24 protein-coding genes are annotated in these 25037 nt (G+C 50.9%); 22 read left to right on the forward strand and 2 right to left on the reverse strand.

The window, feature by feature from the left end; all coding sequences use genetic code 11:
- Positions 1-78 precede the first annotated feature (78 nt).
- From FH871_RS24115 to FH871_RS24215, 22 genes are all read left to right on the forward strand, one after another.
- Positions 79-4971, forward strand: coding sequence for a tape measure protein (locus FH871_RS24115; protein ID WP_138993995.1), 4893 nt, complete (start codon positions 79-81; stop codon positions 4969-4971).
- Complete coding sequence (locus FH871_RS24120; protein ID WP_138993996.1) at positions 4971-5207, forward strand: hypothetical protein; 237 nt, start codon at positions 4971-4973, stop codon at positions 5205-5207. The genes FH871_RS24115 and FH871_RS24120 overlap by 1 nt, the downstream gene beginning before the upstream one ends.
- Complete coding sequence (locus FH871_RS24125; protein ID WP_138993997.1) at positions 5204-7033, forward strand: hypothetical protein; 1830 nt, start codon at positions 5204-5206, stop codon at positions 7031-7033. Before FH871_RS24120 ends, FH871_RS24125 begins: the two co-directional genes overlap by 4 nt.
- Positions 7033-9363 carry a hypothetical protein gene (locus tag FH871_RS24130; RefSeq protein WP_138993998.1) on the forward strand — a complete coding sequence of 777 codons (2331 nt, stop codon included), beginning with the start codon at positions 7033-7035 and terminating at the stop codon, positions 9361-9363. Before FH871_RS24125 ends, FH871_RS24130 begins: the two co-directional genes overlap by 1 nt.
- Positions 9364-9368: 5 nt before the next feature.
- A complete protein-coding gene (locus tag FH871_RS24135) occupies positions 9369-11684 on the forward strand; it encodes a hypothetical protein (protein WP_138993999.1) in 2316 nt (771 codons plus the stop codon).
- A gap of 2 nt (positions 11685-11686) precedes the next feature.
- Complete coding sequence (locus FH871_RS24140; protein ID WP_138994000.1) at positions 11687-11893, forward strand: hypothetical protein; 207 nt, start codon at positions 11687-11689, stop codon at positions 11891-11893.
- Complete coding sequence (locus FH871_RS24145; protein WP_138994001.1) at positions 11893-12804, forward strand: hypothetical protein; 912 nt, start codon at positions 11893-11895, stop codon at positions 12802-12804. Before FH871_RS24140 ends, FH871_RS24145 begins: the two co-directional genes overlap by 1 nt.
- A 153-nt stretch (positions 12805-12957) precedes the next feature.
- On the forward strand, positions 12958-13911 hold the full coding sequence (locus tag FH871_RS24150; RefSeq protein WP_138994002.1) for a hypothetical protein: 954 nt from the start codon (positions 12958-12960) through the stop codon (positions 13909-13911).
- 10 nt (positions 13912-13921) lie between these two features.
- A complete protein-coding gene (locus tag FH871_RS24155; RefSeq protein ID WP_138994003.1) occupies positions 13922-15880 on the forward strand; it encodes a hypothetical protein in 1959 nt (652 codons plus the stop codon).
- Entirely contained in the window at positions 15880-16716 is an 837-nt protein-coding gene (locus FH871_RS24160; protein WP_138994004.1) for a hypothetical protein, read from the forward strand. Before FH871_RS24155 ends, FH871_RS24160 begins: the two co-directional genes overlap by 1 nt.
- Positions 16716-17093: a hypothetical protein gene (locus FH871_RS24165; protein WP_138994005.1), complete on the forward strand. Its 378-nt coding sequence runs from the start codon at positions 16716-16718 to the stop codon at positions 17091-17093. Before FH871_RS24160 ends, FH871_RS24165 begins: the two co-directional genes overlap by 1 nt.
- 104 nt (positions 17094-17197) lie before the next feature.
- Positions 17198-18025 carry a hypothetical protein gene (locus tag FH871_RS24170; RefSeq protein WP_138994006.1) on the forward strand — a complete coding sequence of 276 codons (828 nt, stop codon included), beginning with the start codon at positions 17198-17200 and terminating at the stop codon, positions 18023-18025.
- A gap of 77 nt (positions 18026-18102) precedes the next feature.
- On the forward strand, positions 18103-19242 hold the full coding sequence (locus FH871_RS24175; protein ID WP_138994007.1) for a hypothetical protein: 1140 nt from the start codon (positions 18103-18105) through the stop codon (positions 19240-19242).
- Positions 19243-19326: 84 nt separating this feature from the next.
- Positions 19327-19836 (forward strand): hypothetical protein, encoded by a 510-nt coding sequence (locus FH871_RS24180; RefSeq protein WP_138994008.1) that lies wholly within the window; start codon positions 19327-19329, stop codon positions 19834-19836.
- Positions 19837-19906: 70 nt separating this feature from the next.
- The gene (locus FH871_RS24185) at positions 19907-20098 is read left to right on the forward strand and encodes a hypothetical protein (RefSeq protein ID WP_138994009.1); all 192 of its coding nucleotides are present in this window, start codon (positions 19907-19909) and stop codon (positions 20096-20098) included.
- Complete coding sequence (locus FH871_RS24190) at positions 20098-20592, forward strand: hypothetical protein (RefSeq protein ID WP_138994010.1); 495 nt, start codon at positions 20098-20100, stop codon at positions 20590-20592. The genes FH871_RS24185 and FH871_RS24190 overlap by 1 nt, the downstream gene beginning before the upstream one ends.
- Before the next feature lie 71 nt (positions 20593-20663).
- Positions 20664-21053 carry a hypothetical protein gene (locus tag FH871_RS24195; protein WP_138994011.1) on the forward strand — a complete coding sequence of 130 codons (390 nt, stop codon included), beginning with the start codon at positions 20664-20666 and terminating at the stop codon, positions 21051-21053.
- Positions 21054-21084: 31 nt separating this feature from the next.
- A complete protein-coding gene (locus FH871_RS24200) occupies positions 21085-21492 on the forward strand; it encodes a hypothetical protein (RefSeq protein ID WP_138994012.1) in 408 nt (135 codons plus the stop codon).
- 129 nt (positions 21493-21621) lie between these two features.
- Positions 21622-21882, forward strand: coding sequence for a hypothetical protein (locus FH871_RS24205; protein ID WP_229317540.1), 261 nt, complete (start codon positions 21622-21624; stop codon positions 21880-21882).
- Positions 21879-22652: a glycosyltransferase family 2 protein gene (locus tag FH871_RS24210; RefSeq protein WP_138994014.1), complete on the forward strand. Its 774-nt coding sequence runs from the start codon at positions 21879-21881 to the stop codon at positions 22650-22652. Before FH871_RS24205 ends, FH871_RS24210 begins: the two co-directional genes overlap by 4 nt.
- A complete protein-coding gene (locus FH871_RS33275; protein WP_171062934.1) occupies positions 22646-23026 on the forward strand; it encodes a hypothetical protein in 381 nt (126 codons plus the stop codon). The genes FH871_RS24210 and FH871_RS33275 overlap by 7 nt, the downstream gene beginning before the upstream one ends.
- Complete coding sequence (locus tag FH871_RS24215; RefSeq protein ID WP_171062935.1) at positions 22971-23390, forward strand: hypothetical protein; 420 nt, start codon at positions 22971-22973, stop codon at positions 23388-23390. Before FH871_RS33275 ends, FH871_RS24215 begins: the two co-directional genes overlap by 56 nt.
- Before the next feature lie 78 nt (positions 23391-23468).
- Here the strand turns inward: FH871_RS24215 and FH871_RS24220 are convergent, their stop codons facing one another.
- Positions 23469-24470: a HEPN domain-containing protein gene (locus FH871_RS24220; RefSeq protein ID WP_138994016.1), complete on the reverse strand. Its 1002-nt coding sequence runs from the start codon at positions 24468-24470 to the stop codon at positions 23469-23471.
- Positions 24471-24573: 103 nt separating this feature from the next.
- Entirely contained in the window at positions 24574-24951 is a 378-nt protein-coding gene (locus FH871_RS24225; RefSeq protein ID WP_212768261.1) for a hypothetical protein, read from the reverse strand.
- Positions 24952-25037 lie beyond the last annotated feature (86 nt).

Below are 25037 nucleotides of genomic sequence, written 5' to 3' on the forward strand. Positions count from 1 at the left end.
ACCGCCAAAAGCAAACAACCTACACTTGAAGAGTAACCCAGAATCGGACATTCAAACCACTACTTACCGTAACTCGTAATGTCCGTACGTGAAGAGAATATCAGACTCCGCATTCAGGCCAGCTCTGAACTGCCGGTGGTCAATGATCAGTTCAACGAACTGCTCAAATTGTCGCGCCTGGTTGCGCAGCAAATCGCTATCCAGACCGGCGAGATGCGCGCTCAGTCCGAATCGCAAATCAAGGCGATCGGCGGTGTTACCGATGCGCTGAAGTCCCAGCGCGCGACTGTGCAGCAACACGATACCGACGTTAAAAATGCCGGGAAATCCTACGATGATCTGGGTAAGCAAGTTCGGAACTTCGCAACACTGGTTGGCACCGCCTTCACCCTCAACGAGATTAAAAGTTTTGGCATGGAAGTCATCGACGCCAAAACAAAGATTGATTCTTTAAAAATCGCGCTGGATGTCATGCTCGGTTCGAAAAAGGAATCCACAGCCCTATTTAATGACATCGTTGCTCTGGCCAAAAAGACGCCGTTTACGCTGGATGAGGTTGCGGAGAATGTCGTCAAATTAAAGGCCTACAATATTTCCACCAAAGACCTTATACCTACCGTCGAAGCCCTTGGGAACATGGCTGCGGCTGTCGGAAAGGAAAAATTGCCTCAACTTACGCTGGCATATGGTCAGGTAATGAACATGGGTAAACTCATGGGAACCGAAACCCGTCAATTCGTGGAGGCTGGCATTCCTTTATATGACCTTTTGGCCGATTCGATGAAAAAGCCGAAGGACGAAGTAATCAAACTCGCTCAGGCTCATAAAATCATGGCATCCGATGTGCAAAAGGCAGTGATGGAAACGTCGGAGGTTGGAGGTCGGTTCTATAACATGATGGGGTTGCAGAGCAAGACTCTGGGCGGCCAGGTTTCCAATTTGTCAGATACTTTTTTTATTGCCAAAGCTCGAATCGGCGACTTTTTTGAGGATGAGTTAAAGGCTGGTATTAAAACCACAGGGGACCTGATAACGGCTTTGATTGGTTCGGATAATGCGATTAAGAGAACGGTAACAAGCATATCCGCTATCATTTCCGCATTTACGACATGGCGTTTGGCCACGATCGCCCAGAATACCGCGTCCACTGCTTTAAATGTTGTCAAGGCAACAGCTCAGGTGGTCTATGGGGCTTATTTGCTGGTTGTCCAACGAGTAACGACCCAACAAAACACCCTGACCGCAGCGCAACTTGCCGCTACCACGGCGACACGTGGATTGTGGGCTGCACTTTCCGCTAATCCGCTCGGTTTGATTGTTTCAATCATCGGTACGGTTATAACCGGTATTCTGGCACTTGATGCGGCTACGCAGGATGTAACCGCTACGATGGGCGAGATGGAGTATCAGGTTAAAAAGGAGCAATCCGAATTGATGGGTCTGGCTCAGCGGGCTATGTCAGCCGCTGAAGGAACATCACTTCGGAAAGAGGCCCTTGAAATGTTGATTGCCAAATATCCCGAATATTTCCGGGGCCTGGATTCGGAGAAGACCAGCAACAGCCAGCTTAAAAAGATTCTGGATCAGGTCAATATCAGCTATCAGGAACGGATCGACCTCGCACGCGATGCCTACAAAGTCGAATCGCTGACCGCCAAACAGCGTGAGCTATTTGAGAAAGAAGCGGCCTTGATTGCCAAATTGCCGCAGGATGTTCAGAACATGATCGGGGGGAGCCTAAAAAATCTCATCGAAATGTGGCAAAAGGGCATGATTCAAGGTTCTGAGGCATTCCGAAATGAAAGCCGGGACTTGATGGACAAGGTTTTCGGACTCAACCGACAGATATCGCTGGAAACAATCAACGAAATCATTAATGGTCAGCAGAAAGTTCAACTTGAACTCGGTAAGTCGGGCGAAAAAATCAAGTCTCAGAAAGATAAGGAGCGAATTGCGGAAACAGGGGCAATCAACGCACATTACGAGGTATTGCGACAACAAGCTGACGGTAATTCGAAAGAGATTATCCGTCTTAATGCAGCCGAAAAGATCGAGATCGCAAAGGCGAATGGTACCTACCGTGAAAAAGAGCGGGTAGCAAGTGAGGATGATGATAAAAATAAAAAAATACGGGTTTCGCAAACCGAAATTGATATTCGTAAACTAAAGGAGAAAGAGGGAGAACTTACCCTCGAAGATAAGAAGAGGCTACTCGACCTTGAAGAGAAGCTGGACATTGAAAATATCCAGAAATCAAAGCTAAATCTAATTGCCAAGCAAAAGGCAGTTGAGGTTGTGATAGCTGAGTATGCTCCCCGAAAAGCCGCTCTCGAAATAGAGTTCGAAGCCAAAAAGAACGAAGGGTTAATTGAAAAAGAAAAGGAGCTTCAAAATCAGATTGAAGTCCTTACTGCTCAACGACTGGAAGCGGAGCGGATTCTTGTCAAGTTGCAAACCGCTAATACCGAAGAAGAGCGCCGGGCGGTAATCGCCGAATTCGGGAAGAAAATAACTGATGATGTCAAAGCGCAGGCCGTAGAACGACTTAAGGCTCAGCGTGATGCTTCCTTGTCCGAGTTGGATGTGATTTTTGCGAATCAGGGATTAAAGAGCGAGGCCTACCACAAAGCCTACATAAAATACCTTGAAGATGATAAGCAGTACCAAACTGCTTTACTGAATCAGACCAAAGAAGCGGGTCAGTCCACGATTCAGGTAATGTCTGAAACCGAGAAAAAGATTCAGGCACTCCAGAAAGAAACCGCTGAGATCGAAAAGGAAAATATCGAAAAAGGCCGTCGATATAGACAGGAGGCCATTCAGGGCATTGTATCGCTGCTGGGTAATGTAAACCCTGTTGTTTCCCAATTCGCAAACGGGATACTGTCGGTAATGAACAACATGGATTTGTTGTCGGGGAAAAGCAGGGAAGAGGCCGAAACCAGGGTGAATGACCTTAAGCAAACATTGGCTTCGCTCGAAATACTACGGAGTGAGCACGCGACCCGATCGAAAGAGCAAACCGAAAAAACGGAGCAGGATATAGCAAAAACCACAAAAGACCTGGCTGTGTCCCAGGGAATAGTTGACGAAACAAAAGCCAAGGCGTTCGGTGCATTTATGGACATTGCGGGCATTGTCATGCAGGTTTGGATGGCAATAGGGCAGGCGTACGAAAAGATGATGCAGGAGACGTATCAAGCCATCGCTGACGGTTACGCAAAAACCCGTGAAGTAATGGCTGATTTATACTCTTCAGTTAGCCAGATGAATCGGGAGTCTCTGGATGCTCAATTGACCGATTTTCAAGGAAGCTATGCCGAAAAAGAGAAGCTAATCAACGAATACTACGCCAAAGAAATGGAGTACGCTGAAGGCCACGACCGACTGGATGCGCAACTCGCCTACCAACAACAATTAGCGCAGGCTCAGGCTGATGCAGGCAATAATGCCAAGAAGCTTATGGAGGGTATCGTTCAGGCCCAGGCTGATTATGCAGCAAGAGGAATGCAAATCGAGATTAACCGAGTTGAGCAAGGCATCGCCAAAGCGAAAGAGCTTCGCGATGCCAAAATCGAATCGCTTAATCAGGAACTCGAAGCCTTCAAGGCCGCTAAGCAAGCCGAAACCGACGAGCTGAATAAACAGCTTGAAGCCCAGAAAGCGGCTACCAATCAGTTTTATTCCGATAAACAGCTCCGGTTGCAGGAAGATGATACCTACCGCAATCAACTGCTGGCCGCTGGCGAAGCCCGCGAGGTTGCTGCACTACAGGCGGCTATGCAACGGGAACTTGACCGGGCCACCTCGGCAGAGGAGCGTACCCAGATCATAAACGCGTTTGAAGCCCTCATCGCGGCCAAACATGCGGAGTACCAAACGGCGATCGGCGACAAAACGAAAGAAATCAGCCTGGCCACTCAGGAGGCCAAAGCGCAGGAAGCTGACAAGGTTACGGCACTTGAAGCCAGTACCACGGCTGAAATCCAGAAGTTGAAAGACCAGGTAGCGGCAAAAGAGAAAGAGGTTTCCGCTGCCATGAAGGCCGAAAACGCATCGTATGCCCGTCAGGTGATCGAAGCCGAGTACCAGATCATGGACATCAAAAAGCAGATGGTGATCGCCGAACTTCGGGCAGAACAGGCGATGCTGCGGGGGAAGCGCTGGTTTATGAACAAGGGCAAAATTGATTCGGCGATCGCTGATATCGAAAACGCCATCAATGAAATCAACGGTACCGGCGGCCGTCAGGAGTATGTCAACAAACTGGAGACTCAGGAAAGGCTGTATGAAGAGGTCCAACAGCTCAAGGCCACAAAATCCGACTGGGATCAAAAGTTGGTAGCGCATCAGGCGAAAGTTGCCGAGAAGCAAAACCAGGTCAATACGGCAGAGTCATCCGGTCAGGACGCGACGGCTTTAAAAGCCGAATTGACGCAGTTGCTCGGTGATGAAACCACGATCAAGAACTGGATAAACGCCGTTGTGCGAACTATCGCCGAGAAGGAAGAGGAAATCAAGCGGGTCGGTTTGGTTACCGGTACCGAATACGTTGACCGGGAAGGAAATTTCTCAAACGGTATCGATACCGTTCCCGCGATGCTCACCCGGGGCGAGCGGGTATTGACCGTAGACCAGAATCAGGCACTGGGTGGCATTGCCAACGAGGACCTGGTTTCGCGGGTGAAGTTCTTCGAGAGGCTCGCCGGTCAGTTCCCTCAGCTACTTGATCCGTCCCGCTGGTCGGATATCGCCGGGCTGCAAATCGGGTTACCGGCTGGCCTGCTGACCGGTAGCGACGGCGGCCGGTCGGTCGATGTGTCGGGCCTTCGGGATGATCTACGGAGCGTACGGCAGGCGATTGAAAATCAGAAACTCCTCAACGTCAATATCGATCGCAACGGGTTTGCGATGCATGAACAGGGTGCCCAGTCCAAAACCAACTACCACCAAAATTTACTGAAACGGTAATGAGAAACAGACTTCCCAAAGTGCGAAAGCGCTACTTCGTCGATGAGCCGGTGATTGTGTTGCCGATCGCGGAATACGAGCGGTTGATTCAGCACCTGATTGCCATGGGCCTGCTGGAAGGATTGCAGGAGAACTCACGAAGAGGTGTGCTAAAGCGTCACGCCCTGCTGCTGTCCGAGTCGCAGGAAAAGCTCAAGTCGGCGAAAAATCATTACCATATCCCCGTTTCCGAATGAAGATCCTGCTCAATAGTGTACCCGTCGAGGCTCCGGTAGGGCTCGACGGGTTAACCCTAAAAAAATCCAGACACCCGCGCTACTGGGGCTGGCTCTACCGGAAATTGGGTTTCGTTCCCGGCATGGGTAACGTGACGTTTTCCGATCCGTATGCCGTGCGGACGCTGCGGGATGCGTTCGATCGCGACAAACTGGGAGCCGAAACCTCGTTTCAGATTGTTGATGACAAAGGGCAATTGCTGTACGATGCGTACGTCGATTACGCCACATTCGGTTTTAAGCCGGGTGAGGTGACCTGTTCGTTTCGCGATGAGAAGTCGGTCACCGAACTGGAAACATCGCTGGCGACGGTGTTCAGCATCGAACCAACGCAGAGCATCAGCATGGCCGGTCAGCCGCTGAGTTCCGATGCGACGTATACGCTCAATAGTGTAGCAGTCGTCAGCCGGGTTTCGTCGGGTTCGTTTCTGCATGCTTTGCCGATTCGCCGGGTGGACGAGAAGAACCAGGCGGTGCCCGGTGAGCTGTATTCAGTTACCCAGCCGCTGGCTCTTCAGCCGGTGTACCGCAATACCACCGATAAGAAAGTGGTGTTGAAACTGTCCGGCGTCGTCGGAGTGTCGGTTTCCTGCTCGCTGAGTATGTCGGCCTCGCTGGGCTACCGGATCATGAACGGCACGGCGGTCGTTTCCACTACACCACTGGCCACCTATGCCCTCAGCGGGACGGTGCTGGACGTTACAGCCCTGATCGATGCGGTTGTTAGCGTTTTGCCCGGGCAAAGCCTGGTACTGGGCTGGGTGGAAGCCGGTTCGTCGGTGATCACCATGGCGGCCACGTACAATTCAGCCACCGCCATTGCCCTGACTCAACCGATCGCCGTACCGACAACCGATTGTTATGGTCTGTACGCCAACGATCTGTTGAAATCCCTGCAACTGCGTTGTCAACCGGCGTTTGCATTTTCTTCCTACTTTTTCCGGATTGGCATTGGCCGGGGAGCCTTTATCACCAACGGCGCCAACCTCCGCGGGGTGAAAAAGCCGCTGCAAACCTCGTTTTCCGATTTGTTCGATAGCCTGAACAGCATTTACAATCTGGCACTCACGCTGGACGATACGACGCTTCGGGTTGAGACGAAAGAAGTTTTAACCAAGGCGGGCGGAACAACCGTTCTTACGAGCATCCTCAAAGTCGGCTATACTGTGAACACAACTTTTATGGCCAGCGAGGTGATTGCTGGTTATGCCACCTGGAAAGGAGATTCGCTTACATCGGCAGCCGAAACCAACGGTTCGCGTTCTTACCGTACCGAAATCACCACGTATCGAAATCCACTGGACCTGCGGAGCAATTTGATTGCCGCCGGTTCGCTGATTGAAGAAACCCGGCAAAAGCAGTTCGATCCGGAAACCTCAGGATCCGACAAATCGGAGCCGTACGATGAGGATTTATTTATCGTGACCGTCGATCTCTACGGTCGTGCCCGGGCAACACCGTTTTACAACGACGGCATCTCGCCTGCCCACTGCCTGCTCAACTGGTCTCCGTTGCTGACGCATTGCAACCGGCTGGTGCTGGAAACCCATGAAGGGTCCTTAATCAGTACCGGTGAACGGGAGCCGCTTGTGCTTGATGAATACCCTCCACTGATCGGCAACCTGACGGCCGTCGTTGAAACCCCCATGTCCCTGGTGGATTACGCGGCCCTGCAGGACTGGATACAATTCAATGACGGCGAGCAGACCCGCAGCGGACTTCTCATGGACGCCCAGTGGAGTAATTCTGATAACGGAACTGTAGCAACCTTAACCATCGCGTGCTGATGCAACCATTCGTTCATTTTATCCGATTTTTTACCCTGGCAGAGGACGGAAACCCGTACCCGAAAAACCGGCTGACGCCATCGGAGGAGCATCCAGCCATGCCCGCCGTACCCGGCGACGTATTGACGTTTCTGGTGCCTCAACCGGACGTACCTATTGACCTTTCCCGCATCCGGATTGATCTGCGGTCGGTCGATAATCCCACGGTTGTCCACCAGGCGGTCGGTAGCTTCCGGTACCAGGACGCTGAGGTGTGTTCGCGCATCCGCCTGCGGGTCAACCGCGCGCCACAACCGGGCGAAACCAAACAATTCGCCCTGATGGGCACGATCCCTGACCCGAATGGCGGTGACCCGATCGCTCTGCCGGTGATGGGCACGTTTGCCGGTACTCAGTCGGATTTGCAACAGTACATTTCGGCGATTCGGGCGCATTACGAAAATTATCCGTATTCGCCGGTGTCGGTGGATCAGTACGGTTCGGAGCTGCTCATCCGAGCTTATCACGGTCCCCGTTTCCGAATCGGCAACCAGCCGCTTAGCATTGGCATTGGCCGAAACCGCAACTATAACACCAACAATCCATCGCTGACGGCAAGCAAAACCGCAACGGTTACCAATCCGGCCAAAGACTCGTATCTGGTGGGGGTTGGGGCGGACATCGAAGCCGGAAACGTATTTACCCTCGCGGGCGTCTCGGTGGTGGCAACCGATAGCCACACACCGGCCGACATCCTTGCTGCCCTGGGCGTTCCGGCATCGGGGCGCATTTTGGTTGCCGCTGGTACCGTTCCGGTGTATTCGGCGGCTGTCGGCAGTCAGACGCTGGCTAACCGAAACATTCCGACGCTGGCATTGACGTATTCAAACCCATCCGGGGGTAATGACCTCTACACCGTGACGGTGGGTGATGATGTGCAGGAAGGGAATATTTTTCAAGTGGCCACGCCGGGTCAGTCGACAAAAACGAAGGTGGCTACTTCCAGCGATACGGCGGCAACCATCACGGCGTTTTTCGCTACAACGTCTGGAAAGCTGGCGGTACCATCCGGTGCCATTCCTGTACCCACCAGCTTATCGGGCGTTCGGTCGATCGCCAATACCAACAGCCCGGAGCTGACGCTTTCGGCTAAACTGGTAATTCCCTCCGCAACCGTCGACCGCTATTCAGTTTTTGTCGGTACGTCTATCCGGCGCGGTAATCAGTACCTGCTCGGCACTACATTGGTGACGGCTGATGATGAAGATACGATTCTGACGATCGCTGAAAAGCTGGGCTACAGTGGATTTCCATTCACCGTCGAGGTGCCAACCGGAGCTGGATTGGTTGCCTACGCCAAAAAGGGGTTGGCACTGGGCGATGAAAATATTGCGGCTGTCGAGGTGATCGAAGGCTCGGTATGGATGCGGCATCTTGATATGGTTTGCATGGTTCACATTCCGGCCAGTGTAATTCGCGGCAATTACCAGCTTGAGATCGTAGATACGGTTAATTCAGTGAAATGCTCAGTCAGCAATAACCTTTTGGTGAAATCCGACGCCAAAGACACTGTTTTCCTGCGGTGGGGCGATAACTTCAACGGATCGGGCCGGACGCTCTACGGTTACCAGTACGGCGAGCCGGGGCTGATGCAGCAGCTGCGGATTCCCTGCTTTCTGTCGGTGCCCAAACAGCGGCAGGAGGAGAGCCTGTATACGCCCCTTGATGGGGTAACCCGGCGGCAATCCGCCCGGATGGAGAACCTGCGGACGTTGACGACGACTGTGCAGCCTTCGGCCTTCCACCGGTCTTTGCTGGCGGCTTTGAAACATCCGCTGGTCTGGATCGATGGGATCGAATTCCGCTCTGAAGGGGAATACTCTGAAACCATCATACCGGGGAAGCGCCAGCATTTGCAGGCCCAGGCGACGCTGGTCGAAACCGGTTCGCTACGGAGTATGAACGATTTTTACCCCTCCCTGCAAAGTTCATTATCAAGGCGTTATGCTCTCATTGAGCAGATTTCCGGCGCGGACGGGCTGGTTTTCTACCTCAGGAGCGAGAATATTACCCAGCCGATTACCGCCGGTCAGCAGGTGGAGCCGGGCACGTATCAACTGTTGGTTCGCGCCGAGCATGAAACCCGACACCTGGTTGTCTATCAGAATGAGATGATACTAGATCGTTTTGAGTTAACGGCACGTCACCTAAACCGCACACAACCGCTTTTCCTAAAGCCCGGCGACCGCATCGGGCTGGAACTGGAAGCGAAGTTGCCAACTCAGGCGAGCGCATGGTTCAATGAAACCACAAGCAATTTCGATGAAGGATTTAATCAAGACTTTAACTGATAATTATGACTGCACTAGAGGAGTTTTTTGCATTGGTGGATGAGAAGTTTCCGGAAAATCTGGTTACAAAAATTAAACCGGAGGATATCAGGCTAAGCATCAAGGCGCTGGCGCTGAAGTTGTATACAGACCCAGAAGTCGCATCGACTATTCTGGATAGTTTGAACCTGAGGTTACGAAGAACCACGATTGATGCCGGTTTTTCTGCCATCACCGACGATGAAGTGCAGTTCGATGGATCAACCTGGGTGAAAGAAGTGGGCTCCATTTCGCCGGGGGATCCGGGATACGGTGGCGTACTGCTTTCAGGACCAACAGGTTTCCGATTCCGGCGAAGATTTGAAGGTCCAGTAAGACCTGAATGGTTTGGCGCTATACATTACCCGGTTATTTACATGAAGGGAACCAACGAAGCTCCGCTTGGCTATTATGCAGATGCCGCATTCACCATTCCCGTTGTGGATAGTAGTGCGGCTTACAATGCCTGTTTTACCTATGCGAATGCTCTTGCCGGTTCAATTCGTTCGGTAGAAGCACCTTCCGGATTTGCCTTTATTTCAAACGTTCTCATTCCGGAAGCGTTAGACTTTTCTGGGCAAGGGACTGGCCTTCAGTCGGTTCGGCAGTGTACTACATTCGTTCAAAGCTTCGGCACCAATTTGGATGTTTTCAGGGTAATTCCGCACGAATTTGCAGGCCGATACTGGTGGTATGGAAGCATCCGAAAATTCAGTATCAAAGGGGAAAGGACTAATAATTCATCGGGATGGGGAATCGCCTTTCGGGATTCATTGAACAACCCGGTTAAACCGCAAGATACCACTTTGATTTCTGATATTATGATCCGGGGGATGGTGCAAGGCGGTATCGAATTTCCGGACGGCGGATTACCAGTACACTTGCATCGAACCAATTTTCTATGGAATAACGGCCCTGGAATTTTGATTAGCTCTACTGCCAAATCAACCGGATTATTACAACACTTTGACCTTTTCGGAGTATCTGGCGATGGGAATAATGGTGGATTGGTGCGCATTGAAAAGCAGACTGCATCAAGTCTCATTGTCATTAATAATATAAAAAGCGAAAATAGGATCAATCCCTATTACGGTAATGCGAAGATGCAGGACAATACTGTCGTCATCGGTAATTCGGACGGACTTGTCTTGTCGATTGTTGGCGGTCGCCATGATTGTAGTGTCCCTGATGGCTCCCTGTTTAAAAAACCGGGCGATTTTATTTTCCTAGAGAGCGATGCGAACAATAGCCAGATAAGCTGGAACGGCATTTCCATGCGAATACGCGAAACGGATACGGGAACTGATCCACGCATCCTTTATAAAGCGAATGGAACTGTAGCGATATCTTACCAAATGGCGAATGGGAAGTTTCCACAAATCAACGTACAAGGCGGTGATGGCCTGGCGGAAAACTTTGGGGTCGGTGATAAAGGGTTTCAAGCCAAAGGGGAAACGCCATTTTTAGGTTTTTTTGAAACAGATGCTCCCACTGACCGAAAATCATTTATCATCACGCATTCAGGGGGTAATGCACAATTTAGGACGGTTTCTGATGCTGGCGTCTCAACTATCATTTCCGAAATAGTTCGTGGCGGGGCCGCTGGTATTGCCAGCTTGTGGCGTATGGTGTTGAATATTTTCCGGATAACCGATACAACGCCAACGCTGGAGTTTGAAGAAACTGACCAAACCGCCGATAATCAGTTTTGGCAGATTCGCGCAAGTTCCGCTAACCTACAAATAACTCTGAAGGATGCAGCCGGAAGCCTGAAAACAGGCGTGTTTTTCCGGCGGTCGGGAAATACACCAACTGGAATGGTAGTCGGGCAAAAGCTGGTGCTGATTGGCAATTCTGGTGATGGATCGACGGTACCTAGTCTGGTAGCAAATACGTCTACCCAGTCTGTGTCGGGATCATCGGCGTACAAAACGGCTAACTCATCGGCTACGACCATCAATGCTTTAACCGGAGGTGATGTAGGGCAGGTATTAATGATCATTGCTAACGACGACAATACGACACTGAGACATAACCTCGATGGTACGGCTGGAAACATTTGGCTACAGTCGCTTCGTAATTATAAAATGAAGGTGGGTCAGGTAATTTTATTGGAACGAGATACCACTTACTGGCGGGAAGTGGGAGGTTTAAGTCTGTCAGGGTATCAAAACGGAACCGCAGCTCCAAGCCTTAACGCGGTACTGATTGGCGAAGAATTTTACGATTCAACGAATAAAACATTCTGGAAGGCCATCGATGTCGGAAATGGATCTGCTGACTGGAAACAAATCACGAATTAAATATGAAAGCTAATAAAATAACCGTTCGTTCGATCGACGAACAAAACGGGATCGTCGTTCTGGTTCCCAGAAAAGGTGTGGTTGTCAAGGATAATCATACCCAAAAAATCGCCCTCAATGGCCGGGTGTATAAAGGACATTTTAAGGATGGGCAATGCTGGATTCGTACGGGCAGCGCCTTTCCTGAAACCTATAGCCTCTCGTACTGATGATCACAGCAAACATAACTGAAGGTGCATTTGCCGATTCGGAAACGGTTGTCGTCTCTTGTGTCGATACAGACGGGACGATTATTGTTCTGTTTCGGGGCTATGAAATGTTAGGGTCTGGTGTAATCGCGTCAGGCACTTGCTCTATTTCCGTTTCGCCGTTGGCGGAAGGAGATATTTTAGTCGCATATGTTCTTGAGCAAGGCAATCGTGCGGGCATACCGGTTGTAGTTGCCGCTTCGTCAATTACAGTAAGTGGTTGGAAGACTCCGACGGAATTGAACGTCAAGATGCCCGATGGGTCCCTGTTGTCTTTTCCAGCCCAATTATTCGAAGAAACCTACGGTTACTTGCCAGCTTCGATTTACGACCCGGAAGGAACCAAAGCGATCGTCTATCCAGAGTATGAGTCGCCAGCAGTAGGTGGTATCCAGTTCGATCTGACGGTTATAGAGAAATTCAACCAGACTCTCTTGTACGTGAGGAACGTACGGGGAATCAAGGGCAATGTGCTTGTTCGCTTTGATGGCGGCTCCTGGTCAGGGACAATCTCCAAAACCGTAACGGCCAACGCGACGGTAGTGATTGACGTGCGGGGCGATGACGATACTGAATTCGCTACCCGGTCAGAATCAATTGTCGTAGCCAGCGAACCGGTGACCGCCTTCGTACTAAGCCGACACATTGACTACGGCAACGACTCGCTCAACCTCATAAACGGCAACAACGACTCGGTTGAATTCCGGCTGGAACCCTTCGACATGACCTGGCGACCCGGCATCATCTATCAAGCTGGAGAAACGCGCCGGATCTACCTGTCGGTTCCGAATGGTAATTACATCGGATGGGTGCGGTTCCCGGGCGATACCAATCCGGCAAACTGGGGCAAACTGGAGATCACCAAGGGCTAGGTATTAGCGCGTTTTAAGCGGGTGTCAGTAAATTGATAATCAGGAAACTAAGCCCTGATTGAGCAGTTTACTGACACCCGCTTCTTTTTCCCTTGCCCCCGTAAGTACAATTTCGTACAAATTCTGATACGTAACGAACTTGTACTTCCGACAATGGGACAACTCAAAGATTTTTTAAGCACCACGCAGAGCGCCGACGCTCAAAAATTGCGCGTTCCGGTGGGCACGAAGCGGCTGCCCAAAGCCGCCTTTATTGCTCTGGCGCTCGTACCAAAAAACACCTTGCCTGAATTCGGGGAGCAGTACACGCCCATCGGTGGCTCTGCAACCACTCTGACCCACCTCAACATCGTTTCTGCCCTTTTGAACCTGGTCCTCAACGGCCGGGGGTATTTCTTTGGCAACGGTGTCGTCAACGGCAAGCGGGGTAAGCCGAAGGAAATGACGGAATCCGCGTTGTACGGTACCCGCACGAAGGCCCGGCCAACCGGCGAGCTGGAAGAGATGTGCGAATTCAAGTTCAAGCAGTTTTACATGAACAAAGAGTTCTTCAACGAACTGCGCGCCAATTCCACGGAGTACGATTACTACATGTTCACCGACAAATCGGTCGAGGTGGTTCGCTATGACATCGACGAGCCGACGATCGACGGGGTAGGTGACGATGTGACGGGCAACATTGCAGATGAAATTGCGGGTGGCTTTAACATCACGTATTCCCGCGATGGCCAGATCATTCCGGTATTCGGCGAGTTTGAAAAAGAGGTCGCGGTATCGAAAGCCTCCTTCACCTTTGACACCGTGACTGCCACGACGCTGGTTTCAACCCTGGGCGGCAAAGTCTTCACCATGACGGCCGGAGCGGGCGGTTCGCTGGCATTCGCCGTCAACGAAGACGTCGAAGCGGGCGTTCTGGCTTTCTCCATTTTCACGTCCACCGGTGAGGCAATCCCGGGCGGTCAGCCGGTAACCATCAGCTCCGCGACTGGACTGGTGACGGTAGGCAACGGCATGACGGCCGGTACCTACAAGTACAAAGTAGCCGTCGAAAACGCCACCGGTGTGTTCGGCGAGCGTGAATTCTCCATCAAAGTAAACCCGGCATAATCCTTCAGGAATGCTATCGATCGCACAAATAACGCCGTATTTATCACTGGGAGCCGATCAGGCTCCCAGTGATAAATTGCGGCATGCCTTTTATTCAGAAAGTATCCTCCTGCGGGCGCATCTGGAGAAGGTTTTCGATAAAAAGTACCCGGATTATTTGGACATAAACCGTCCAAAAGAAAAGAAAGAATACAAGGATTATCGGAAGAAAATATACAAAAACCCTTTCAAGGGGCTGAAAACCCGCGTCATCAAGACGCTGGATTACATCCAGCAGGCGGATGATTTCGAGGTGGCCTGGAAGTCGCTGGAAAATGTCACCGAGTCGCTTCAGTCGTATGCGACCGATTCTAAATTCTCGGTCGACGGCTCGTTTCAGAACTGGTTTTTCGAGCGGGTACGTCCGCGATACGTCAACGATCCAAACTCGGTGATGGTCGTTCTGCCCGGTCAGCAGCCTGCATCGGAAACGGAGTATGTGAAACCCCAGGCGTTTCTGATTGGCTGCGACAAGGTGTATGCGCACCGGAAGGCCACGTTTGCCGTTTTGGAATCGCCGGAAACGACGATCATGGCGGATGGAAAAAAGGGAAAGATTTTCTTTTTCCTTGATCACGACAGCTACACCATTGCCCGGCAGATTGCCAACCAGCCGACGGAAAAAGGTCAGGTTGCTATCAACTGGGAAATTCTGGGAGTGGCCAGCGAAATCGTTCTGGATCCGGAAGGAAAAGAAGTGGTCGTTCAGACCTTCAGACCTCCGTTGCACAACTGCCCGAAAATGCCTGCCGTCAAAATCGGCAAGGAGCTGGTGAAATCCAACGATGCCGGTGAGGAGCTGTACGAGTCGATTCTTACCGATGCGCTGCCGTTCATCGAACTGGCACAAGGGACCCAGAACGACATTCAGGTCGAACTGAATTTCCACGTCAGCAGCGAGGAGTGGCGGTATGCGTCGAAGCGGTGCCCGGATGCGGATTCGTCCGATCCGAACAACCGGTGTATCGACGGCAACAAAACGGTTCGCAGCGAAGACGGAACCGCCGTGATCGGCTTTAAAACCTGCGAAAAATGCAAGGGTACAGGGTCTGGTGTTTCGGGGTCTGGCTTGGGTTACATTCTGGTAACGCCGGATACGAAAACCAGCTTCGGAGACTCCGAGAAGTCAAGCAACATGCCCATTCCGCCGGGCGGCTTTATCCCGCGCTCGATCGAGCCGCTGGTCAAGCTGGTGGAGGAATACAAACGCTACAAAGAGGAGGCTTATCAGGAAATCAACATGCAGTTCCTGATGAAAACGCCGTACGATGAGTCGGGGGTTTCCAAGCGGTTCGACCGGGAGGAGCTATACCGGGAACTCAACACCCAGGCCGCTCACCTCTGCGATTTGCTGGCGATCGGTTTTGCTTTCATTGCCTATCTGCGCCACAAAGAAAAAGCGGTTGACCAAATCCCGGCCGTATTGGTACCGGTGCGGTTCAATCTGGAAAATGCCGAGCTGACCCGCGAGGAGCTGGTAGAAGCGGTTGACAAGGATTTCGATTCGAACCTCCGCGCTCCGCTGGAAAAGAAACTCATCGCTTACCAGACCGGCGAAGATTCGGACTACTTCAAAAAGTACGAACTCCGCGAGCTTCTCAATCCCTATCCGGGCAAATCGCCGGAAGAGCTGCTTTTTATGGCCGCATCCGCCCGGACGCTGATTGCGCCGAACAGTCCGCAAATGCAGGCGATGCTCGAACGGGTGTGGTTTGCTATCAATTTCGACGGACTGGTAAACGACTGTTTGCGGTCAGACAAAGGTTTCTGGGATTTATCCATTGAACAGAAGTACGAAAAACTACTGGCTGAGAATAAGAAACTCATCGGGGATCTGGCTAATCCGATGATCGGTCCGGATGGGAAACCCGTCGTTGGGCCGGTTCAGTTGGCTCCGCCGGTTGATATCACCAATTACTCGCAAACCTGATGGAGGAACTGGAGGATATCATCGATCTGAACAACAACATGGCCGTTTGGGATGCGGAGTTTCTGACGGCACTGGCGGCCGTCAATGGTCAGGTACTGGATTCGCTGAATGGTCTGATCGACCGGCTGAGCTTCAACGGAAAGGCAACCACACCGGCCGAAATGCGCGCCAACATGCGCGAGGTGACGATGTGGCGGGCAAATATCATTGACCTGGTGAATCAATCAGGAATGCGGGATGCGGTACGGGTTCTGGTGAACCGCATGGGTCAGGGCACGGCCCGTCTCAATACGTACTTCGAAAAGATCGATGCGTCGTTTTCACCCGAACCGTACCGCATGCTGCTGGAGAATCTGACGACTCAAACCGTCTCACTGCTGACCGGCTCGGTTGTCGATTCGGTGTATGGCCGTCAGCTGGGAGATGTGCTGGACTGGCACGTGCTGACCAAGTCGACCGGTGCCGAGGTTCGATCGGTTTTGAGGGAGAAGCTGACGGAAGGTTCGATCCTTTCCAAAGACTTACACCGGGTTGCCAGCGACGCACTGTATACCTACAGTCGCGGCTACACGATGGCAGTAGCTGAGGGCCTTGGACTAAAGCACTTCTTTTTCATGGGAACGGCTATTACCACGACACGCAAGTTTTGCAACGAGCGTATCGGGAAAGCCTTTTCGCAAAAAGAAGTAGAAGCCTGGGCCGATCTGACCTGGTCAGGGAAAAATGAGGCTACGACCAAAACGACGATATTCTGGTATTGCGGGGGCTACAATTGCCGCCACCGCTTACTGCCGATTTCTAAATCAATGTTCAACCAATTTCAAAACCAAAACTGATGTCAAAATCCATTGAAGAGCTAAAGCCCAGTGACCGGGTAATGATTCGGCTGGGTGAAAAATCACACTTTGACCCCACTACAGGTGAAAAAGTCGTCGTGGAAAAGGCCAAAGAAATCGATGTGCCCTACTCGTATTTTCTGGAAGTGACCAAACACGATTCAGATTACAATGCGAAAAATGACTACTCCAAACCCCTGGGACGTACTGTAAAGCTGATTGGCACCGCCGAGTTTGAAGGGGTAGTAACAGAGTTCGGGGAAAAAGTCGATGTCGCCAACACCGTTCCTTTGGACAAAACCAAGAAGAAAGGAAAAGGGAAAGGTAAGGAAGAAGGTGCCGGTGATGGCGATTCAGACGAAGATCCTGAAGAATAAGATTTAATCGTTTTGGCGGTTTCAAAAAACCGTCCGTGACGGCGATCCGTCGACCTGGCTGAAAGGCAAACCACTTTTAAACTGGCCGTAAGGCAAATCGTGAAATGCAATTAAAAGAACTCTTTAAAAAACTGGCGACCCGAGCGGGCGTAAACGCAACGGAAGCAAAACTGACTGCAGCGATCGACGCTCTACCCGAACTGGATGTTGATGATGACCTGGTTGCAAAGCCACTCATCGACAAACTTATTACAGAGGAGGAAGCAGGAAATCGCCCCACGTTGAAAAAGAAATTTGCTGCTGAAGCCTTAAATGGAGCCGATGCCATAATTGATCCAATTTTGGCAGAACTCTTCACGCCGGAAGAAATCGAAGCCTTGAAAAAAGAGGAAAAGGCAACGATGAAGAAAATCGGCAAGCTCGCTACCAAAGCGAAAGAGTTGAAAACGGCCGGCGGAAATCCAACCGATACCGCCAAGGCTATCGCTGACCTGAATACCGAAATCACCAAGTTGAAAACCGAAAAGGAATCGGAAGTCAACACGCTGAAAAAGCTGCATGAAGAGGAACGGTACTTTGATCGGCTGGCCAGCAAAGTGATCCGTCGTAGCGATGTAGTCGACTACGCCAAGGCGAAAGAAGGTGTTCGGGTTGTGGCTGATTTCAAAGACACATTGAACACCGTTGGCGGGATTCTGGACATCACGACCGGGAAAATCATGCAAAAGGCAGATCCATCGATGGAATTATACATTGATAACAAAGCCGTTACCGCTGATTTGCTGCTTGAAAAAACGCTGACGGAAAACGAGTACCTCAAAAAGTCAGAAGGCCCGGGACCTGCCGGATCCATCACCGTTCCCGGTGGCGGAAACGAAGGCCAGATGACGGAAGCGCAAAAGCGAAACGCTGAGCGATTTAAACAACAATAACACCCGGGCGGAACCGGGAGCTAGATTCCGTACCGCAGCCTGTCGGACACAGGCAATCGTAACTTGTAAACCTTAAAATGGCATCAGGCTTAAACATTGCAGCGGCTCGAATTGCGACGGCCGCAATCAATCACACGCTGGGAAACCGTAAAAAGTTCTCTCCGTTGGGCGCTGTTCAGGCGGCCCGCTCTCCCCAATTATCGGAGCTCATCAAAGAAATGAATCCGAAAAACGCCAAGAATGACAACCGCTTGTCGATCATTCAGGGGCAATCCACTCCCCAGGCGAGGGTGACGTTGAACTACCGGCCGCAACACGAAGCGACGGTGAAAACCTCGCGGACGGTTGCCAACGGCTCCAACCCGGTAGGGGCTACGGCTTTAAACGTTGATTACAACACGCACCGCGAGTTGGACTTGACGTACCGCACGGTTGATTTGATGGCGTTGGAGAAAGAAGCAGAAACGTACCTGCAGAAACTCAACGCCGGACAGCTGACGGTGAACCTGCCGGGCTTCCAATTGCTCAGCGACATGGGTGACCAGATTATGCGGAAATCAGACAGCGTTCTGGTGAATGTTAACACCTCGGTCCTGACCGCCATTATTTCTGCTGTCGGTGGCAACCTGTTGCTGGGAACTTCAAGCAATACGGCGGTACAGAACATTCAGGCATTCAATTCGGACGGCTCAGTCAATCCGAATGTGATGGACTGGTTCAACAACATGCGGACGGTTCACCAGTTCGAAGGTCGTCCGATTGTCATCGGTGGTCTGAAAGCCCTGACGTATTTCAGCCGGAAGAAAATCGTCTCTCCAGCTGCCATCGGTTACGATTTCGCCAAAGTGTTCGCGGAACTGGATGTAGAATTCTACTACGATCCGCTGGTCGATACCCTGTCGGGGCAAGATCACATCATTGTGATCGATCCGGGTGCTTTCTGCATGGAAACGATCGCCGAACACGAAGATGTAATCATGCAGCAGAAGGTGGCAAACACCACCTACGGTTCGGCGACAATCTCGGTTGCCCAAACCGATGCACCAACGTTTTCACTGGATATGGATATCCGGGTGAAAGAAGAGGATCTGGCCTATCCGCAGTGGACAATCACCCCGTCCATCCATTTCGGCACGTTTGCACGGCCCGCCGGATACCACAAAAATTACGATGGATGGGAAACCGTCACCGGAGTTTTCCGCGCCAAACTAATCTAATCACCTTCATTTTCAGCTACCAGATATAAGGTGTCTGGTAGCTGAAAATAGGGTATCAACTCCATTTTTTAAACCTGCTTTTTCATGGCTTGGGTCATCACTAAATTAGGTAAAACCATCAAAGCCGTTGACGGCTCGGATGTTCGGGTTTTTACGAACCCGGTATTTCTTCTTTTTGCCGCAGCGGTTTTTCCGACGGTGCCGGTTCCCTGCGTAGAAATCAGCCAGGGTGGTAAATCTCTGCAACTGACCGGGGCATCGATCACCACGATTGACGGCGCGGCTCCAGCTGGTTCACTGGCGGGGATTCTCGATCAGCTACTGGTGACGCCTGCTGGCAACACCTCAGCGCAGACGGCGGCAACAGGTACGAACTACACGACTTTTGCTTCGCAGGTCTGTAGCCAGTTGACGCTGTTCAACAACACCGCTGCAGCCATCGATGTCCAGCAGGGCGGGGCAGGAGCTGCGGTTTCGGTACCAGTCGGCGCTTCGTTCACGTTCGTGGGCATTACCAACGCCAACCAGCTGGGCGTTCGGCGGACCGACACGAGCAACACGCAGGTCACCGTCGGCGCCCGCTGGCAGGCCTAAGCTTTCCGACTAATTCACCCATTCATCACCAGTAGCCGGCGCGGTGTCGGCTACTCTTTTCAAACTTCTCATGGATTCGCAATTAACCCAATCGGCTACGTCTTTGACAGAAGAAGCCGCAAAAACCATTTTTGAAGGCCTGACAAACGAAGGCTTTACGGCTGGCGACAAAATTGAAATTGTTCGGGCGGTCGGTGCGCTGATCCGCACGGATCTGGACAACCAAATCGCGGCTCTCACCAAAATCCGATCCTCCATCTAATGGATTTGAAGTTTAAAAAACCGGCGAACGCTCCGCAGCTGAGCGACGCCCCGGAGGTCGAAATGCCTTCGCATGAACCGGAAGACAATCCCGAAAAGTGGTATCACCGGTTTTACAGCCTGCGGGTCCTTATGGGACTGGCCATTGCTTTTCTGGCGTTCTGGGTGCTGGCCGACTGGACTGGATGGACGGCGGCCCGGATGCGGCCCGGTCAGATCGTCTACAGCAACGAGATGGTTCAGCTCTGGACTGCGGCTTACCGGCTGGTTTTTGTCATTTCTGTGGCGGTGGCAATCATCCGCTTAACGATACCGATTTTAACGGAGTACTGGCGACAGGATGCTTCTACGGCGATCGATGCAACTACGGATTTTAAAAAGCTCACCCCTCAACAACGATTATGGTTTTCGTTCGCTGTCTTACTTGCCTTCTGTTACTTATTTGTACAGTTGCTTCTGGTCAAACTGCCCGAATCGCTGAGCGTCGGGCCGTAATTGGTGCGGCCACCAAATACGTCGGGATCCGGGAAACCGGCAACAACCGGGGTAAACCGGCTTCGCTGTTCATGACGCCCTACGGCTACCCGCCGGGCACCGCCTGGTGCGCGCTGTTTGTCCACCACGTTTTTACCATTGCCGGAGTTTCACATGGCGTGAAAGGTGCTGCTCTGGCCGCGAACTGGTCAGTCCCGGCTGCCGTCATCGTCAACCGGGCAGGAAAGCTCACCGGTTCGAAAGTGCCGGTAGCGGGTGACCTGGTGCTGTTTCGGTTTCAGGGCAAGCGCATCGATCACATCGAATTGATTGTCCGCTGGTCAATCGACGAGGATGAAACCTACTTCTTTTCCATCGGTGGCAATACCTCCAATCCATCGAACCCCAAACAGGAGGGAGTTTATATTAAAAAGCGATCGAAAAGGGAAGCCTACATGGTGGTGAACCGGATCGATCTGTAGTGATTTTTTAACCGTAACTGTACTTAATCAAATGAAATTTCTCAAACTCAAAGAGCTGTATTTGCTCGTTCCGCTTTTGGTTCTCATGGCGGCACGGCCGTGGCGATCGGCCAATCAGGTGCTTGGACTCGTTCCGCCCGTCGACTCGGTTTCCTCCGTTGGATTTGATCAGGATAGCGTCCTGATGCAACCGGTGCAAATTGTCTTGCCGCAGTCCGCAGTCGATACGATTTCCACCCGCATTGCCGAGCGGGATTCTCAGAAAGTGGCATTAAAAGACCGGCTACACAGTACCGAAAAGGAAATCGCCAAAACCGAAAAACAGATTCAGGCCAAGGAAAAGGAGCTGAGGAAAAAGCAGGAGAACCTCGTTACCCTGGAGGAAATCTACGACATGGAGGATCGCCAGCGCCAGCGAAAGGACCACGACTTTCCCTAGCTCAAAATAAGCAAACGCGAACGCTGGGCCCAGTGCATTGCCCGGATCCGGTCTGCCGGTTTTCGCTTTCCTGAAACCGCCTGCGGGATATCCTTTCTGGAAACTGGCGGTTGGCAGGAGAAAGACCGGATGACGAGGTACAACAACTGGTTCGCGTTCAAGAAAAACAGTCGGAACCTGCATGCCGACCTCGGGAAAAGCAGCTACTGCATCTACGCAACCGTAGGGCATTCGCTGACTGATTACCGCCTTTACGAGCAGATGGTGATCGAAAAGTACGGCATTCGAACAGAATCCGCTTACCGGTCGCACATCGCTACCCACTACGCTTACGACCGGCGCTACGGTCAAAAACTCCAAAAGGCAATCGAGCATACCAAGACTTTATGAATTACCAACCTGAAGACTGTTTTATTGGATCTCCGAAACGGGGCATTCGGCTGCTCGAAGCCGTTACCGTCTGCGTGAACTACGCCGACATTTTAGCTCACACGCTGCCCTCAATGCTGCTGGCGGTCGATCGGCTGGTGGTCGTTACCGATACCAGAGATGAGGCCACAGCGCGGCTTTGTGAGGCTTACGATGTCGAATTCGTCCGGACCGATGCGTTTTACGACGACGGGGCAACGTTCAACAAGGCCCGGGGCATAAACGCAGGCCTTGCCCGGCTGAGTCAAAGCGACTGGGTGTTGCACATCGATTCCGATATCTATCTGCCTCCACGGACCCGGATGATCCTGAACAGCATCTACCTTGATCCGTTCGGTATTCACGGTGTCGACCGGATGAACTGTTTTGGACTTCGCAACTGGATTCGCTACATCTCGGCACCACCGTCGATGCACCAGGGCTATTACCTGGTTCATGCCAACGTGTTTCCCATGGGCAGCCGGGTCTGCCACTACAACGCGGATGGCTATTTCCCGATCGGCTTTTTCCAGCTCTGGAATCCCCGCCGGTCAGGCATCATCCGGTATCCGGAAAACTGGGTAGGGGCTGATCATACCGACGTCGTGTTTTCCAAATCGTTTCCGATCGAGAGCCGACGGCTGATTCCCGACTTCTATGTGATTCACCTGGATTCCCAGAAAGCGGAAATGGGCGTCAACTGGATGGGTCGCAAAACCCGGCCGTTCACCATCGACGAGAAGCCATGTTAACGAAGCTGCTCCCGTTACTGGCGAATGGCATGCCTTTTTTGAAAAAGGCATGCGGCTGGTTTATGACGCCGATCCCGTTTGCGCTGGGCCCCTTGCTGATCCTTTGCTTTTTCTCGCTGCGGTCGTGTCAGAAAAACCGGAACTGTGAAATGCGGAGTGTTCAGATTTCCGACACGCTGGCCATGGCGCTGGCGGATGTTCGGCGGCTCCGGGAAGACACTGCAGTGTACCGAAAAAAGGAAAGGGCATATCAATTCAAATTCGATTCAACCAATAAGGCACATGAGAACTATCGTCTTTGGCTCGCTACTCTCAGCGATGCTGCACTTCAGCGCGAGGTCGATCGCGTATTCAACCGACCGGCGGGCCGATAGCAGCCGGGTTATCAATGTCGAGACAGAGCTGATACAGCCGAAGGCCCCGCCTGGCTATGTCATCCTGACGGCACAGGGAGCCATGCAGGCCCTGCTCGATCATCGCCGGGTCATCGATCTGGAAGTACGGCTGAAGGATTTATCCGAGCTGATGGAGGTAAAAGACATTCACATCGCCCGGCAGGAGCGGGTGATCACCGAGCTGTCGACCCAGGCCAAATCGATGCGGGATCAATTGGTAACGCAGCCCGCTGCGGTGGCGCGGAGTGATACCGACAGGCGGAAACTGATCTGGAGCAAAATTGAGAACTGGGGGTGGCGGGGACTGGCTGCCTTTACCATGTACAAAATACTAAGCCGCTAATGGCTGAGGGTCCGATTTGGGTTAATCGGTTTAGGTTAAAAAGGGAAACCCCGGCTGCGATGCGGCCGGGGTTTTTGTTTAATAAATATCGGAAATCTTTTCTGTTAACTTTGGTGGATCTGAAAAAAGTAAATCTTCAAAAAGATAATCCAATTTGTTGTCATCAATAAATGTCTCAATATCATACTTTAAAATTTTTCTAAAGATTTTCCTGATTATTTCGTCAAGCTTCTGAGATAGTTGAATTTGGGTTTCTGGTAGTCTGTCCTTTTTATCAAGTTGTTGTCCATGTACATATTTTGAACGAATATTATATACTCGTTTTATCAATCTATAGATTTCCTTCTTGTCTGATTTGTTAATTCCTATATAATTGGCGGTGTTTTGGGAAATTGTATGCGATATTTCACTCCCTCCTTTTGTTGAGAATAAACATTCTAAAATAATTATATAGTTTGCGATCTTATCTGAGACAATTATGCTATTACGTGCATTGCCTAACAATTGATAAGCCCTTTGTATTCTGTTATGACTATTAAGGCTACTAATTGCCTCAATTGAAGAATTCTCTATTAATCCATTGGGAGGCTTAAATGGTTGGTTTATTAAAAATAAATTATCAAGATAGTTATAATACTCTAAGGCTTCATTTAACTCGGCCAAAGAGAAAAAAGTGTCAGAAAATTCTCCTGCTGAGTTTTTGTATCTCAATTCAATATCCCTTTCGGAAAATCTTTCATCTGAACAAAATGCTATAACAGTATTACAAGAACAGCTATTGTCTTTAACGAACCATAAACAACTTAAGAATTGAGTAATAGTTCTTAAACTACTTTCTGTTTGAATTCTTACACTGTCAAAATCTACGGTTTCATATATCCAATAAAAAAAGGGATTGTCTTCAAGCTCAACATTTTTTCTAATACCCATTACTAACGCAATATAGTCTGGGTCAAGGATTTCAGTAAGTATAGGGTGACCAATGCTGTAAAGTCCGTATTGAAAAAATGGGAAGTGAATGTCTTTACTTGGCTCTCCAAACTTTAAATAAAAAGTGCTGGAAATTTCTATTGCGTGCATATATAGTGACGTGAATGTATACCTGTTGGTAAATATACTACTACGTTTGTATTCAGATGAAATGGTTTTTAATGAATAGTTGAAAAGGCTAAATGAGGAAGGTTTACCCGTAAATGGATAAGTCCTCGAATTTCTCATTCATCACACCTTCGATCGCCGGATACTTTTTCAACAACCCAACCACGGCCGTAAAGCGAAACTTCGTAGCCTGGTGACTGGCGACATCGTCCAGATAAAAATAGGGCGTCTGGTCGTACACCCAGATTTCCCCTTCGCCCGTCTGGGTTAATTCCCGTTTGGTTTTTGGAAGATTTATTGATCCGGAAGCGAGAACTCTTCCACTGTCATCCAGTAGTTCCATTCTCAGCACCAAAGCGCCGAGGGTATTGCGGTCAGACCACTGGAAGAAATACCGGTGAATGGGTAGTCCGTCTTCCACTATCTTTTTGGTGACCATTGATGTTACGGTAATGGGGTGCATGGAGCGAAGGTATTGATTTTGAGCGAATGGCAACAGATTCGGTTTTCAATACATTAAATTTGATTGTGAAAAATGCAAGTTACGGT

Source organism: Larkinella sp. C7 (assembly GCF_006149005.1).
Classification (GTDB): Bacteria; Bacteroidota; Bacteroidia; order Cytophagales; family Spirosomataceae; genus Larkinella.